Here is a 16,161-nt window from a genome sequence, read left to right as displayed (position 1 = left end):
ACGCGGCGTTGCTCCGTCAGACTTTCGTCCATTGCGGAAGATTCCCTACTGCTGCCTCCCGTAGGAGTCTGGGCCGTGTCTCAGTCCCAGTGTGGCCGATCACCCTCTCAGGTCGGCTACGCATCGTTGCCTTGGTGAGCCATTACCTCACCAACTAGCTAATGCGCCGCGGGTCCATCTGTAAGTGGTAGCCGAAGCCACCTTTTATGTTTGAACCATGCGGTTCAAACAAGCATCCGGTATTAGCCCCGGTTTCCCGGAGTTATCCCAGTCTTACAGGCAGGTTACCCACGTGTTACTCACCCGTCCGCCGCTAACATCAGGGAGCAAGCTCCCATCTGTCCGCTCGACTTGCATGTATTAGGCACGCCGCCAGCGTTCGTCCTGAGCCAGGATCAAACTCTCCGATAAAGTAGTTTGACTGACTACGCACATCGCTGTGCGATTTTATTAAAAATGAATTAACAGGTACGTTTTGTCTTGTTTAGTTTTCAAAGAACTTTGTGTGCTTCTCTCGAAGCGACTACTTAATAGTAACATTTTTAGTTAACTAGGTCAACACTTTTTTGAAAAAGTTTTTGCTAGTCATGTTTGTGTCTTTTAAAGACAACAGAAATGATTATACCATAATTCTTTTACCTGTAAAGGGTTATAGTAAAAAAAAGCGCAGCTATTTCAGCTGCGCTTTTCTCACACTTCTTCTTGTGTTTCTTCATTCTCATCTTCTTCGTCTTTCTCTACTAATGCTACTGTAGCAACATGCTCTTCTTCCGCCATTCTGATGAGGCGTACACCTTGAGTGACACGACCGGTGATTGAGATGTCATTGATGTCCATTCTAATGAGTACACCGCTGGCCGTAATTATCATTAGATCCTCTTCACCTTTAGTAGCTTTTACTGTTACTAATTGGCCGTTGTTCTCGGTGATTTTCGCTGTTTTGAGTCCTTTACCGCCCCGGCTTTGGGTTCTGTACTCTTCAGCTGGAGTTCGTTTTCCGTAACCTTTTTCAGTTACGATAAGGACATGTGATTCTTCCTCTAATATCTCCATGCCGACGACAACATCGTCATCGGTCAGGGTGATGCCTTTTACGCCTGCCGCAGTTCTTCCCATTTCCCGGACATCTGTTTCAGGGAAACGGATCAGCAAACCATTTTTCGTTCCGATGATCATTTGTTTTGTACCGTCAGTCAGACGTACACCCATCAATTCATCATCCTCACGAAGACTAAGAGCGATTAGGCCATTGTTGCGGATATTAGCGAACTGAGACAGCGAAGTTCGTTTTGAAACCCCGTGCTTAGTTGTGAAGAAAAGGTAAAGCTCCGCATTGAATTCAGTGACTGGAATAATTGCGTTAATCCATTCACCCTTTTCTACCTCCAGCAGGTTAATAATCGGGATTCCTTTTGCTGTTCTGCCGTATTCAGGGATTTCATACCCTTTTGCACGATACACTTTCCCCTTGTTCGAGAAGAAGAGAATCGTGTCATGAGTTGACGTAGAAATCAAATGCTCAACGAAATCATCTTCGTTTGTTCCCATCCCCTGTACACCTTTTCCGCCGCGTTTTTGACTGCGGTAAGTTGATGCAGGAAGACGTTTGATGTACCCGTTGTGTGTCAGAGTGACGACGATATTTTCTCTATCGATAAGATCTTCATCTTCAATTGTTTCTAGTCCAGAAGTGACGATCTCCGTGCGTCTTTCATCGTTGAAGCGCTCTTTGATTTCAGTGAGTTCTTCACGAATGATCTCAAGCACTTTATATTCATTTGCCAGAATGTCTTTTAGCTCTGCAATTAATTTAACAAGAGATTGGTATTCTTCTTCGATCTTTTCACGTTCTAATCCTGTTAAACGCTGTAGCCTCATATCGAGGATCGCTTGTGCTTGCTTCTCTGTCAGTGAGAATTGTTCAATTAGACCTGTTCTAGCTATTTCAGTCGTTTGAGAATTACGGATAAGGGAAATAACTGCATCGAGATGATCAAGAGCTATTCTCAAACCTTCCAAGATATGAGCTCTCGCCTCCGCTTTACGCAATTCATATGCCGTACGGCGTCTGATTACGACTTTTTGATGGTCAAGGTAATACTCTAGGCACTGCTTTAGATTTAAAACTTTCGGCTGGCCGTCAACAAGTGCAAGCAGATTGATACCAAAAGATGTTTGTAGCGCAGTTTGTTTGTATAGGTTGTTTAAAATAACATTCGCATTGCCATCGCGTCTGATTTCAATGACAATTCTCATACCTGTACGATCTGACTCATCACGCAGATCTGTAATGCCCTCTATCTTTTTGTCCCTAACGAGATCAGCAATTTTCTCGATTAATTTCGCCTTATTTACCTGGTAAGGTAACTCTGTAACGATAATTCTTTCTTTACCTGAAGATGTTTGTTCAATCTCAGCTTTTGCCCGAATCGTAATAGAGCCTCGGCCCGTTTCGTATGCCTTCCGTATACCGCTTCGTCCCAAGATTTGACCGGCAGTCGGGAAATCTGGCCCTGGAATAACTTCCATAAGCTCTGAGATTGTCATGTCCGGATTCTCACTGACAGCTAGTACACCGTCAATGATTTCTCCAAGCTGATGCGGAGGAATGTTTGTTGCCATACCTACCGCAATGCCGGCAGCGCCGTTTACAAGCAGATTCGGAAATCTTGAAGGCATTACAACGGGTTCTCTTTCTGACCCGTCATAGTTGTCCTGATAATCGATTGTGTCTTTTGTGATATCTCGAAGAATTTCCATCGAAATCTTAGACATTCTTGCTTCTGTATAACGCATGGCAGCCGCTGAGTCTCCGTCAACAGAACCGAAGTTCCCGTGACCGTCAACGAGCATGTAACGGTAGTTAAAATCCTGCGCCATTCTGACCATGGATTCATATACCGCTGAATCACCGTGCGGGTGGTATTTCCCGATAACTTCTCCGACGATACGCGCCGATTTTTTATAAGGCTTGTCACTCGTCATGCCCAAATCATTCATTGCATACAGAATCCGTCTATGAACCGGTTTTAAACCGTCACGAACATCTGGAAGAGCACGTGACACAATAACGCTCATTGCATAATCCAAGAAGGACGTACGCATTTCCTGACTGATATTTATTTCACGAACTTGTGGTGTGTGTTGTTCACTCATTAAAAAACCTCCCTGAAGTATCACATGAAATATGTGGGAGTAGATTGTCCATTATGATCTTCAATACGATTTCACTATTCTCCATTATATCAATAAACTTATGATTATACACATTAAATTGCTAGAATATATAGGTATTGCAAGCTTTACTGCATCTGCCCTTGTTCAGAAAAAAGCCTTATTTCTAATTGGAAATAAGGCTTTTTATGATTAGATGTCAAGATTTTTAACGTATCTCGCATTCGCTTCTATGAAGTTTCGGCGCGGTTCTACTTTGTCACCCATTAGCATTTCAAATGTCTCATCCGCATCCATAGCATCTTCTAGAGTTACCTGAAGAAGTGTTCTAGAGCTAGGGTCCATGGTTGTTTCCCATAGCTGGGTAGCATTCATTTCACCAAGACCTTTATATCGCTGCAATCCCGGCTTAGGCGTTTGAGGCAGAGCCTTTAACAGATCATCAAGCTCCTTGTCATTGTATGCATATTCAACACGTTTCCCCTGCTGAACCTTATAGAGCGGCGGTTGCGCAATGTACACGTAGCCATTTTCGATAATTTGGCGCATATATCTGTAAAAGAACGTTAACAACAGTGTCCTGATGTGCGCGCCGTCAACGTCGGCATCTGTCATAATGACAACTTTATGGTAACGGGCTTTCTCCAGGTTGAAATCTTCCCCAATACCTGTGCCGAGTGCTGTAATCATAGAGCGTACTTCGTTGTTAGAAAGGATTTTATCCAGTCTGGCTTTTTCAACGTTCAGGATTTTACCTCTAAGCGGCAAAATGGCTTGAAAATGCCTGTCGCGGCCCTGTTTAGCAGATCCTCCGGCAGAGTCACCCTCTACGATATACAACTCGGAGATGCTCGGGTCTTTTGAAGAGCAGTCCGCTAACTTACCAGGAAGGTTTGAAATTTCCAAAGCGCTCTTGCGGCGTGTTAATTCACGCGCTTTTTTCGCAGCCATTCTTGCTCTTGCCGCCATTAAACCTTTATCGACAATTTTTTTGGCCGCGTCTGGATTTTCCAGCATAAATGTTTCCATTGCCGTAGAAAATAACGTGTCGGTAATCGTCCGCGCTTCTGAGTTGCCTAACTTTGTTTTCGTTTGGCCCTCAAACTGCGGATCAGGGTGTTTGATTGAAATAATCGCGGTCAGCCCTTCTCTTACATCATCCCCGCTTAAGTTTGGGTCATTTTCTTTAATAAGCCCTTTTTTTCTGGCGTAATCGTTGATAACACGAGTCAGACCCGTTTTAAAGCCCGCTTCGTGGGTACCGCCTTCATACGTGTTAATGTTATTTGTAAATGAGTAAATGTTGCTTGTGTAGCTGTCATTGTATTGTAAAGCCACCTCAACCGTAATGCCGTCCTTTTCGCCTTCAATGTAAATCGGCTCTTCATGGACAACTTCTTTAGAACGGTTTAAATACTCTACATAACTTTTAATTCCGCCTTCGTAATGGTACTCATTTTTGCGCTCTTGTCCTTCACGTTTATCTTCAATCGTGATGTTTACGCCTTTTGTCAAAAAGGCTAATTCGCGCACGCGGTTAGCAAGCAGATCATAATCATACACAGTTGTTTCTGTGAAAATTTCAGGATCAGGGACAAAATGTGTCGTCGTTCCAGTATGATCTGTTTCGCCAATGACTTCAAGGTCTGAAACCGGAATTCCGCGTTTATAGGTTTGACGGTGGATTTTACCGTCACGGTGTACTGTTACAACAAGCTCGGTTGAAAGCGCGTTTACGACTGACGCACCTACACCGTGCAATCCTCCTGACACTTTATAACCGCTTCCGTCAAATTTTCCTCCAGCATGAAGCACTGTCATAATGACTTCTACCGCAGGACGGCCCATTTTTTCATGAATACCGACTGGAATGCCACGGCCATTATCTATTACCGTGATGCTGTTGTCTTTCTCAATTTGAATATTGATATCCGTACAATAACCGGCGAGGGCTTCGTCAATACTATTGTCGACAATTTCCCATACCAGGTGGTGAAGGCCTTTGCTGTTTGTTGAACCGATATACATCCCTGGTCTTTTACGAACAGCTTCCAATCCCTCTAGTACCTGTATCTGATTTTCATCATAACTGTTTTGCTGCTGTTCCATAGCCACGTCATTCACCTACACTTTTCTAAACGATATATTCGTGATCAAAAATTTCTAAGAATCTATTTCAAACATAAATTGCGCACGTTTTTTTAATGTGCCGGAAGATAAGGGAGAGTAATATATATTCTGAACCGTGACTACGATAGATTTGGGCGTGCCGTTTACGGAAGGCACCACCTTGTGTTTCTGTTTTTTCAGAAATTCTTCAACAATAGGCGACATGTTGGCCTTAAAGTCAAAAATGCCGACAATATCTCGTGTTGAAACCACAAAGTCATCACCTAAATGAATATACAATTGCCCACCTCATTTCTTCACTTCACTAACGCACCGTTTTGCACACGGAACATTCCTGCTTGACGTAAGGTTTCGTGATCAATGCCATCAACGCTTGTCGTTGTGACAAACGTTTGCACACGGCCTTGGATCGTATGAAGCAAGTGTGACTGGCGATAATCATCCAGCTCACTCAGTACATCATCCAATAGTAAAATGGGGTATTCTCCGATTTCTTCATGGATCAGGTCAATCTCCGCCAGCTTAAGGGACAATGCCGTGGTTCGCTGCTGTCCTTGAGAACCATACGTCTGCACATCGCGTCCGTTCACATAGAAAAGAACATCGTCACGATGAGGCCCTGACAGCGTAACACCGCGCTCAATTTCTTTTTCTCTTAATTTAGAAAACGCTTCTTGATAGCTATCTCCTATTTTCGACAAGTCTTTAGGATCTGATACCTCAAGAGCCGTATGGTACTTCAGGGTCAGCTCTTCAAGCCCTCTTGAGATGCCCGCATGGATAGGCTGAGCCCATTTTTCGAGCTGCGCTGTAAACTGCAGGCGTTTTACGACGACTTTTGCCGCAACTTCTACAAGCTGATCGGTTAAAACATCGAGCATCGTTCTGTCAGTTTGTTTTCTTGTTTGCAGCTGCTTCAAAAAATGATTTCGCTGGGAAAGGATTTTCTGGTAAAGAGAAAGGTCATGCAGGTAAACAGGAGAAACTTGTCCGATTTCCATGTCAAGAAACCGCCTTCTCACTTGAGGGCTTCCCTTTACAAGATTTAAATCTTCCGGCGCGAACATAATGGTGTTGAGGGCCCCGACATACTGGCTGAGCTTTTGCTGTTCAATATGATTGACCTTGCCCTTTTTACCCTTTTTGGAGATGACGAGCTGCATCGGGATCGCCCCGTTTTGCTTCATCACTCTTCCCTCTATTTTAGCATAGTCTTTGTCCCATCGTATAAGTTCTTTGTCATTTGACGTCCTGTGCGACTTCGCCATGGACAAGACATAGATCGCCTCCATGAGATTTGTTTTCCCCTGGGCGTTTTCTCCGATGATCACATTTACTTTATTTTCAAATTGAAGTTCAGCATGGTCGTAGTTGCGGTAAGATGTCAGTTCTAAGTTCTGGATATACAATCATTGTCACCCGCTTTAATTGACGACTTGAAATGAACCAAATCCTTCAATCTCTACCACATCTCCAACATACAGCTTTCTGCCGCGGCGGTTGTCCGGCTCGTTGTTCACAAGCACATCATGCTCACTTAAAAACCACTTCGCCATACCGCCTGACTGGATGACATCGGCTAATTTCAAGAATTGCCCGAGTGTAATCATCTCTGTATCAATTGAAATCGGATTTGCCATTATATCGACCTCTTTCAAATATCACTAATATCTAATTGTACTAAAAAAAAACGAAATAGGGAAAGGGAAAACTTGTCGGAGCAGATACCGAATAGAAAAGCTGCCGAAAGGGTCGGCAGCAGTGTATCGGATTAATAGGTTCTGACAGGAAGGATAAGTTGTACAATCGTTTCATCATTCGGTGTGCGAATTAAGAAAGGTCTCATTGCACCTGTAAAGCTTACTCGTATTTCTGCTCCTTCAAGCACCTTTAGTGCATCCAGCATATATTTTGGACTAAATGAGATATTTAATTCCTCACCTTCGATCTGATCAGCAAGAATCGCTTCTACAACTTTTCCGATTTCAGGTGAGTTGGAAGAAATCTCAATGGATTCAGCTGGTTTCGCAGACAGCTTCACCACGTTGTTGCGTCCTTCTCTGGCTAAAAGAGATGCACGATCAATTGCCTGAAGGAATTCTTTTGTGTTCACAATGATTTCTGTTTTGCTTTCTTGCGGAATTAGGCTGGTTGTATCTGGATAATTTCCGTCCAGAAGCCGTGAGAAGAATAAAACATTTTTCGCTTTAAACAGAACTTGGGTTTCCGTGATCACGATATCTACCAGTTCCTGGTTGTCGTCCAAAATCTTGCTGAGTTCAGTTAAGCTTTTTCCTGGAATCACGACGTTATAAGATCTGTCTTCTGGAATATCAAGTTTTGCCTTTCTTAATGCAAGACGGTGGCTATCCGTCGCAGTGCATAATAATTCGCTTTGCTCCACTTTCCAGTTTACACCTGTCAAGATAGGGCGTGTTTCTGAGGTGGACACCGCGAATACTGTTTGTCTGATTAGATTTTTTAACAAGTCAGTTGGAATCTGAATCGCGTGATGTTCTTCAATCTGCGGCAAGTGCGGATACTCATCAGCATCCAGGCCGTTTAGATTAAATTCAGCTTTGCCTGAACGGATAATCGTCAGATACTGATTTTGCACTTCGATTTCTACAGTTGCCATCGGCAGTTTTTTTACAATCTCACTAAAGAAGCGGGCTTGCAGAACGATGCTTCCAGGCTGTTCTATTGTGACGAGCTCCTTATCTCCGTCTTCTTTTGGAATGAAGGATTCAATTGAAATATCTGAATCACTTCCTGTAAAGGATACGCCATCATCTGATGCAACAATTTTAATACCAGTCAGAATGGGAATCGTAGTTCTGGATGAAACTGCTTTTAATACATCTTGGACACTTTCAACAAGACGATCTTTTTGAATCGTGAATTTCATTTTTATCCTCCTAACGGATAATGTATTAATATATATATTTTTAAAAAAATAGTAGAAGTAATAGTAGGGCTTGTGGATTTGTGGATAAGTTGTGAAAAAGACAGGAAACACAGCCTATCCACATGTGGACAGACTGTGTATGACTTCTGAAAAGTTATTCACACTTTCCCCGATTAATCCCCGGTCCTGCTATTTAAGCTGTTCTTTAATTTCTTTTACATGCTGCTGAAGCTGTTCATCATCTGCCAGCAGTTTTGAAATTTTTTCATGCGCATGAATAACGGTCGTGTGGTCACGGCCTCCAAACTCTTCACCGATTTTAGGAAGAGAGGAATCAGTCATTTCCCTCGATAGGTACATGGCGATTTGTCGCGGATAAGCTACTGATTTTGTTCGTTTTTTTGCTTTGAAATCCTCGAGTTTAATATTAAATTGCTGGCCTACTACCCTCTGAATTTCTTTTATCGTGATGACTTTCGGTTTTGAAGAAGGAATAATATCTTTCAACGCCTCAGCGGCCAGATCAGCATTAATATCTTTATTAATTAAAGATGAGTAAGCAACAACTCTGATTAATGCTCCTTCAAGTTCCCGAATATTGCTGTCGATTTGATTTGCGATATAAAGCATAACCTCGTTTGGAATATCGAGGCCCTCCGCTTTGGCTTTTTTTCTTAAAATTGCAATCCTCGTTTCTAAATCTGGCGGCGTGATATCCGTAATCAAACCCCATTCAAAACGTGAACGCAATCTGTCTTCAAGTGTCGGAATTTCTTTTGGAGGTCTGTCACTTGAAATGACGATTTGTTTGCTTTCTTCGTGCAATGTGTTAAATGTATGGAAAAATTCTTCCTGAGTCTGTTCTTTCCCCGCTAGAAATTGAATATCATCTATCAAAAGCACATCAACATTTCGATAGCGATTGCGGAAGTCGACGGCTTTATTATCTCGGATAGAGTTGATGAATTCGTTTGTAAATTTTTCAGAAGACAGATAAACAACTTTGGCAGAAGGATTATGATCTATAACATAATGGCCGATCGCATGCATTAAGTGTGTTTTTCCTAAGCCGACGCCCCCATAGATAAATAAAGGGTTGTATGCTTTTGCGGGTGCTTCCGCAACTGCGAGGGAAGCAGCGTGTGCAAATCGGTTTCCAGATCCGATGACAAAAGTATCAAAAGTATATTTTGGATTGAGCATATTTTGAGGAAAATCAGATGTATCTTCTTTGACCGCCTTTTTGACTTGCGGTTTTGGCAAAAAGTCTTCAACATCTTGATTTTGAGGAATGACAAACTTAATGCTCAATTCTTCCCCGGTTAATTCATATATAGTATCTGCAATCAGATGCAAGTATCTGGACTCCAGCCAGTCTCTGGCAAATTCATTGGGAGCCGTGATCGTTAATGTATCTCCTTGCAGTGAGTGCGCTTTGGTTGATTTCATCCAAGTCTCAAAACTCGGTTTGCTCAATTTTTTTTCGATTTGAGCAAGGGCTTGGTTCCACAGGTCTAATATATTTTCCATCCTCCAGCACGTCCCTCCTTTTCATAGAAAATGGTGTCTTTCTCTGTTATAGAACACAAAAAAAGAGCAAATGGCGCTTGCCATTCGTACACATTAAATGTTGAAAACATATAATATAGTAGATAAATAGCTTTTCGACAAATTTCACAACTTGTGGACAACCTTCTACACAAGCTGTGTGAAATCAATCCACAACTTATCCACACTTTGTGGATAAAGAGTAAAGGTGAGATTAGTAATCAAGAGTTAAAACACAAATATAATACCAAATTAAACGAGAGCTTGCAATGGTTGTCACAATCTTATCCACAAAGCGGACAACCTGTTGAAAAAATCTTGTCCACAGAGGTTGGTAATGTGAAAATGTTGTCGATAACCACTGTGGATATTAAAAAAGAGCTAAAAAGATATCCACATTCGTATTTTTAAAGCAGTTTTTCTGATTTTTTTTCGTTAAATTAAGGAATCTAAAAAATAAGGTTTCGAAAGTCAGGAAGGTGTGGTATCCTATTATGGTTGCAAGAAATAAAAGCACTAGTGAAGTTGACAATGAATAGGTAACGCAAATATAATAATTAAGACTGTCTTTAACAGCTATTCCTCGAGGGAGGTGTCATAAATGAAAAGAACATTCCAACCGAATAACCGTAAACGCAGTAAAGTTCATGGCTTCAGAAGCCGTATGAGTTCAAAAAACGGTCGTCTAGTTTTAGCACGCCGTCGCCGTAAAGGCAGAAAAGTATTATCAGCTTAGGCCACTGAATAATGTCAGTGGTCTTTTTTCACTTTATGGGAAAAAGATAGATGTGATGCATAATGAACCGGGGGGTATTCCCTGGTTCTGATGCATCTCATTTTCATCATAAATTTTAAAAGTTTCTGCCAGCCAGTATCGGAGTGAGTCATTTGAAGAAGCGAAATCGTTTAAAGAAAAATGAAGATTTTCAAAAAGTGTTTAAGCATGGGACATCAATAGCGAATCGCCAGTTTGTCTTATATATGCTTGATCAGCCTGAAAACGATGAGCTGCGCGTTGGGCTTTCCGTCAGCAAAAAAATTGGCAATGCTGTGATGCGAAATCGGGTCAAACGTTTGATTCGGCAGGCTTTTCTTGAAGAGAAAGAAAGACTGAAGGAAAAGGATTACATCATTATTGCTAGAAAACCGGCGAGCCAGCTGACATATGAGGAAACGAAAAAAAGTCTGCAGCATCTATTCAGGAAGTCTTCTTTATATAAGAAATCTCCGTCAAAGTAGGCATTATCACTGCTTGCTTACAACTTTTAAAAGCGCTTCCTTTCTGGTTGATCAGAAAAAGACACCATTTAAAACTGAAAGATGCTAAAATACATACAAGTATGATTTGCAATAAAAGAGTGTAAAGATTAATTATAGGAGGAAATGTTGTTGAAAAGGAGAATAGGGTTGCTATTAAGTATGGTTGGCGTATTCATGCTTCTGGCTGGATGCTCGAGTATGAAGGAGCCGATCACTGCAGATAGTCCGCATTTTTGGGACAAGTACGTAGTGTTTCCATTGTCTGAGCTCATTACGTATGTTGCGAAATTGACGGGGGATAACTATGGACTATCAATTATTCTTGTTACCATTTTAATTCGTTTATTAATTTTACCGCTGATGATTAAGCAGCTGAGAAGTTCAAAAGCGATGCAGGCTTTACAGCCGGAAATGCAAAAGCTTAAAGAAAAATACAGCTCAAAGGATCAAAAAACACAGCAAAAGCTTCAGCAGGAAACAATGGCTTTATTCCAAAAGCATGGTGTCAATCCGTTGGCGGGATGTTTCCCGATTTTAATCCAGATGCCGATTTTAATTGGATTCTATCATGCGATCATGAGAACACAGGAGATTTCAGAGCATAGTTTCTTATGGTTTGACTTAGGAGAAAAGGATCCATACTATATTCTTCCTATCGTTGCCGGTGTTGCTACATTTGTTCAGCAAAAACTGATGATGGCGGGCAATGCGCAGCAAAATCCGCAAATGGCGATGATGCTTTGGATTATGCCGATTATGATTATCGTATTTGCGATCAACTTCCCGGCGGCTCTTTCTCTTTATTGGGTAGTCGGTAACTTATTTATGATTGCACAAACTTTCCTCATTAAAGGGCCAGATATTAAAAAAAGTCCTGAGCCGGAAAAAGCCGGAGGAAAGAAAAAGTGAGGAATGTGACTGCTGCAGGGCGAAATGTCGACGAAGCAGTACAGTCCGGATTGCAAGAGCTGGAATTAACGAAGGATAAGGTAGAAATTACCGTTATTGAAGAGGGAAACAAAGGGTTTCTCGGTATTTTCGGTAAAAAGCCGGCGGTTGTAAAGCTGGTTGAAAAGATTGATCCGATTCAGCAAGCGAGGTCTTATCTTCAAACGATTGCCGAAGCGATTGCCGGGAAGTCTGATGTGACTGTTCAAGAAAGCAAAAAGGCAGTGCGTTTTCATATAACAGGTGAAAAAGCGGCATTGTTGATTGGGAAAAGAGGACAAACCTTGAATGCCCTTGAAACTTTGACACAGCTTGTCCTTAATCGCTATCCAGGCCAATATAAAAATGTGACGGTGGATGCAGAAAACTATCGTTTGAAAAGAAAAGAGACACTGAGTCAGCTGGCCATCAGGCTTGCAGACCAGGTCCTGAAAACGAAAAAAGCAGTTCATCTTGAACCTATGCCGTCCAGTGAAAGAAAAATTATTCACGATACTCTTTGTGGATATGCAAATCACCAGATCAAAACATATTCAATGGGTGAAGGCGAAAATCGCCATCTCGTTATTTCCCATAAAAGATAGCATAAAACCGAAGTCCGATAAAAAAGGGATTTCGGTTTTTTTGTATGAGAAAAATCTATTTTTCCTTGTCATATCAAGCTTTTGCCGTTTAAGTTTTTTCTTTTTAGGTGTATCCTGTTGATAAAAAGGAAGTTCAGGAAATAAAATTAATTGTTATTCACATGTGGATAAGTTAAAGTAATAGGAGGCGAATTCCTAATTCTGTGGATAACACATCTTCCACTTCGAACCAAACTATGTTATCTTTTAGTTTTGGCATAAAAAAATTTTTTATATAGATGAAAGTATCAGTAAAGAGAGGTGAAAAGCATGGATACAATTGCAGCAATTTCCACTCCGATGGGAGAAGGCGCGATTGCGATTGTACGGTTGAGCGGACCAGAAGCAATTCAAATCGCAGATAAAATTTATAAAGGACCGAAGGGAAAAACACTCAGCTCGGTCGAATCACATACGATTCATTATGGTCATATCGTAGACAGACCTTCGGATCGTGTCGTTGAGGAAGTAATGGTATCAGTGTTAAAAGCACCGAGAACTTTTACACGTGAAGATGTTATCGAAATAAACTGTCACGGGGGAATTGTGACTGTGAACCAAGTGCTTCAGCTCGCATTGAGAGAGGGAGCGAGACTGGCAGAGCCTGGTGAATTTACGAAACGCGCGTTTTTAAACGGCCGAATTGATCTTTCACAGGCGGAAGCGGTTATGGATTTAATCAGAGCAAAAACGGACCGGGCAATGAACGTCGCCATGAATCAAATGGAAGGGCGTCTTTCTGCTTTGGTGCGCCGTTTACGCAGTGAGATTTTAGAAACGCTTGCCCACGTTGAGGTGAATATAGATTACCCGGAGTACGATGATGTAGAGGAAATGACACATCAGCTTTTGGTTGAAAAGGCAACCGCCGTGAAAAAAGAAATAGAGGCGCTGCTGAGGACTTCTGAGCAAGGAAAAATTTTGCGAGAAGGTCTTTCTACAGTCATTATCGGCCGGCCGAATGTAGGAAAATCATCTCTTCTGAACAGTCTTGTACATGAGGCAAAAGCCATTGTAACCGATATTCCCGGAACGACTCGGGATGTAATTGAAGAATACGTTAATGTAAGGGGCGTTCCACTTCGTCTGGTTGATACAGCAGGTATTCGTGAAACAGAGGATATTGTTGAACGAATCGGTGTTGAACGTTCTCGCCAGGTTCTAAAGGAAGCGGACCTGATTTTACTTGTGCTTAATTATAGTGAAGAGCTTTCTGAAGAAGACGTAAAGCTTTTTGAAGCCGTTGAGGGCATGGACGTTATCGTGATTATGAATAAGACTGACCTTGAGGCGAAGATCGACAGTGAGCGTGTCCGTGAGCTTGCCAATGGACGTCCTGTTGTCACGACATCTCTATTAAAAGAGGAAGGCATCAATGATCTGGAAGAAGCGATTCAATCGCTGTTCTATACGGGTGCCATTGAAAGCGGAGACCTGACTTATGTCAGCAACACACGTCATATCTCTATTTTACAGCAAGCCAAACGAGCCATTGAAGATGCGCTTAGCGGCATCGAACAGGATGTCCCGATCGACATGGTGCAAATCGACCTTACAAGATGCTGGGAGCTTTTGGGGGAAATCATCGGAGATTCTGTCCACGAAAGCTTAATTGATCAGCTCTTTTCTCAATTCTGTTTAGGAAAATAATAAAAGGAGGAACTAAAATCATGGGGTATGAAGCAGGCCAATACGATGTGATTGTGATTGGCGCCGGGCATGCCGGTGTTGAGGCAGCCCTCGCATCAGCACGCCAAGGCGCCAAAACGCTTGTCTTAACCATCAACTTAGATATGGTTGCATTTATGCCATGTAATCCGTCTGTCGGCGGCCCCGCAAAAGGGATTGTCGTCCGCGAAATTGACGCGCTCGGCGGAGAAATGGGCAGAAACATCGATAAAACGCATATTCAAATGAGAATGCTGAATACTGGAAAAGGTCCTGCGGTTCGTGCATTGCGTGCGCAAGCAGACAAATTCCAATACCAGCACGAAATGAAAAATACGCTTGAAAAAGAACCAAACTTAACAATGCTGCAAGGAATTGTGGAACGGCTGATTGTTGAAGACGGCGAATGCCGTGGTGTTATTACACAAACCGGCGCGCATTATCGTGCGAAAGCAGTTGTCATGACGACAGGGACATATTTAAGAGGACGAATCATTCTTGGTGATCTGTCTTACTCAAGCGGCCCGAATAACCAACAGCCTTCTATTAAGCTTTCTGAGCATTTGGAGGAACTGGGCTTTGATCTCGTTCGTTTTAAAACAGGTACGCCGCCTCGCGTTAAAAGTGACACGATTGATTACAGCAAAACGGAAATTCAGCCTGGTGACGATGTGCCTCGCGCTTTCTCATATGAAACAGTGGAATATATTACAGATCAGCTTCCTTGCTGGCTGACATATACAAGCCCTGAGACACATGAGATTATTGACAGCAACCTGCACCGTTCACCGATGTATTCCGGTATGATCAAAGGTACGGGCCCAAGATATTGCCCGTCCATTGAAGATAAAGTTGTCCGATTTAATGATAAACCGCGTCACCAGATCTTCCTTGAGCCGGAAGGCAGAAATACGCAGGAAGTTTATGTTCAAGGTTTGTCTACTAGTCTTCCAGAGGACGTGCAGCAAAGAATGCTTGCAACGATTCCTGGTCTTGAAAATGTGCAAATGATGAGAGCCGGCTATGCGATTGAGTACGATGCGATCGTACCGACACAGCTATGGCCGACACTTGAAACGAAAAAAATCACAAACCTTTACACTGCAGGCCAAATTAACGGAACATCCGGTTATGAAGAAGCTGCGGGACAAGGGATTATGGCGGGCATCAATGCAGGACGAAAAGCACTTGGAAAAGAAGAAGTGATTCTAAGCCGTTCTGACGCCTACATTGGTGTTTTGATTGATGACCTTGTAACAAAAGGAACCAATGAACCATACCGTCTTTTGACATCACGTGCTGAATACAGATTGCTTCTTCGCCATGACAATGCTGATTTGCGTCTGACAGAAATCGGACACCGCATTGGATTGATTTCTGATGAGCGATATGCAGCTTTTGAGAAGAAAAAAGCGGCGATCGAAGCGGAGAAAAAACGTCTGCACTCTGTCATTATCAAGCCGTCTCCGGAAAATCAAGAATATATCCGTTCTCTTGGCGGAAGCGAATTGAAAGATGGAGTTCGCGGCACAGACTTGATGAAACGTCCTGAAATGAACTATGAAACAGTCACAAAACTGGCGCCGCCAGAAGTGCCGGTTCCGCAAGACGTAGCAGAACAAGTAGAAATCCAAGTGAAATATGAAGGATATATTGAAAAATCCCTTCAGCAAGTGGAAAAACTGAAGAAGATGGAAAACAAAAAAATTCCAGATCGAATTGATTACGACGCAATCAAAGGGATCGCGACTGAGGCGCGTCAAAAGCTGAAAAATGTGCGTCCTTTGTCTGTTGCCCAAGCTTCCCGCATTTCCGGTGTAAACCCGGCGGACATTTCAATTCTATTGGTGTATTTAGAGCAGGGACGCATTGCGAAGATAGCCGAGTAGAAAGGATGACGGC

Annotated in this window: 13 protein-coding genes and 1 rRNA gene; 6 read left to right on the top strand and 8 right to left on the bottom strand. The window is 42.4% G+C overall.

Annotation, left to right across the window (positions count from 1 at the left end; translation table 11 throughout):
• The 8 genes from Q3W56_RS09460 to dnaA all read right to left on the bottom strand — a co-directional run.
• Positions 1-411: ribosomal RNA gene (locus Q3W56_RS09460) — 16S ribosomal RNA — on the bottom strand; the annotation flags it as partial.
• A gap of 279 nt (positions 412-690) precedes the next feature.
• Positions 691-3,156, bottom strand: a complete 2,466-nt coding sequence (gene gyrA, locus Q3W56_RS09455; RefSeq protein ID WP_302895275.1) for a DNA topoisomerase (ATP-hydrolyzing) subunit A — start codon at positions 3,154-3,156, stop codon at positions 691-693.
• Positions 3,157-3,366: 210 nt separating this feature from the next.
• Complete coding sequence (gene gyrB / locus Q3W56_RS09450) at positions 3,367-5,283, bottom strand: DNA topoisomerase (ATP-hydrolyzing) subunit B (protein WP_019716415.1); 1,917 nt, start codon at positions 5,281-5,283, stop codon at positions 3,367-3,369.
• Positions 5,284-5,337: 54 nt separating this feature from the next.
• Positions 5,338-5,583: an extracellular matrix regulator RemB gene (remB, locus tag Q3W56_RS09445; RefSeq protein ID WP_019716414.1), complete on the bottom strand. Its 246-nt coding sequence runs from the start codon at positions 5,581-5,583 to the stop codon at positions 5,338-5,340.
• A gap of 17 nt (positions 5,584-5,600) precedes the next feature.
• Entirely contained in the window at positions 5,601-6,713 is a 1,113-nt protein-coding gene (gene recF / locus Q3W56_RS09440) for a DNA replication/repair protein RecF (protein ID WP_014112268.1), read from the bottom strand.
• A gap of 15 nt (positions 6,714-6,728) precedes the next feature.
• Complete coding sequence (gene rlbA, locus Q3W56_RS09435; protein WP_302895274.1) at positions 6,729-6,944, bottom strand: ribosome maturation protein RlbA; 216 nt, start codon at positions 6,942-6,944, stop codon at positions 6,729-6,731.
• 131 nt (positions 6,945-7,075) lie between these two features.
• Positions 7,076-8,212, bottom strand: a complete 1,137-nt coding sequence (gene dnaN / locus Q3W56_RS09430) for a DNA polymerase III subunit beta (protein WP_302895272.1) — start codon at positions 8,210-8,212, stop codon at positions 7,076-7,078.
• A 189-nt stretch (positions 8,213-8,401) separates the two neighbouring features.
• Positions 8,402-9,742: a chromosomal replication initiator protein DnaA gene (gene dnaA, locus Q3W56_RS09425; RefSeq protein WP_019716412.1), complete on the bottom strand. Its 1,341-nt coding sequence runs from the start codon at positions 9,740-9,742 to the stop codon at positions 8,402-8,404.
• A 619-nt stretch (positions 9,743-10,361) separates the two neighbouring features.
• Between dnaA and rpmH the strand changes: the two genes are divergently transcribed.
• The 6 genes from rpmH to mnmG all read left to right on the top strand — a co-directional run bounded on the left by rpmH (position 10,362) and on the right by mnmG (position 16,148).
• Positions 10,362-10,496 (top strand): 50S ribosomal protein L34, encoded by a 135-nt coding sequence (gene rpmH / locus Q3W56_RS09420; protein WP_003178075.1) that lies wholly within the window; start codon positions 10,362-10,364, stop codon positions 10,494-10,496.
• Between the two features lie 152 nt (positions 10,497-10,648).
• Positions 10,649-10,999 carry a ribonuclease P protein component gene (rnpA, locus tag Q3W56_RS09415; protein WP_019716411.1) on the top strand — a complete coding sequence of 117 codons (351 nt, stop codon included), beginning with the start codon at positions 10,649-10,651 and terminating at the stop codon, positions 10,997-10,999.
• Positions 11,000-11,143: 144 nt separating this feature from the next.
• Complete coding sequence (spoIIIJ, locus tag Q3W56_RS09410) at positions 11,144-11,929, top strand: YidC family membrane integrase SpoIIIJ (protein ID WP_050542701.1); 786 nt, start codon at positions 11,144-11,146, stop codon at positions 11,927-11,929.
• Entirely contained in the window at positions 11,926-12,552 is a 627-nt protein-coding gene (gene jag / locus Q3W56_RS09405; protein WP_302895265.1) for an RNA-binding cell elongation regulator Jag/EloR, read from the top strand. Before spoIIIJ ends, jag begins: the two co-directional genes overlap by 4 nt.
• A 309-nt stretch (positions 12,553-12,861) precedes the next feature.
• The gene (gene mnmE, locus Q3W56_RS09400; RefSeq protein WP_003219255.1) at positions 12,862-14,241 is read left to right on the top strand and encodes a tRNA uridine-5-carboxymethylaminomethyl(34) synthesis GTPase MnmE; all 1,380 of its coding nucleotides are present in this window, start codon (positions 12,862-12,864) and stop codon (positions 14,239-14,241) included.
• A 20-nt stretch (positions 14,242-14,261) separates the two neighbouring features.
• Complete coding sequence (gene mnmG / locus Q3W56_RS09395; protein WP_019716408.1) at positions 14,262-16,148, top strand: tRNA uridine-5-carboxymethylaminomethyl(34) synthesis enzyme MnmG; 1,887 nt, start codon at positions 14,262-14,264, stop codon at positions 16,146-16,148.
• The last annotated feature ends 13 nt before the right edge of the window (positions 16,149-16,161 follow it).

Source organism: Bacillus sp. C28GYM-DRY-1 (assembly GCF_030519405.1).
Classification (GTDB): domain Bacteria; phylum Bacillota; class Bacilli; order Bacillales; family Bacillaceae; genus Bacillus; species Bacillus spizizenii_A.
The sequence above is the reverse complement of the archived record's forward strand: the minus strand, read 5'-3'. Positions and strand labels throughout refer to the sequence as shown.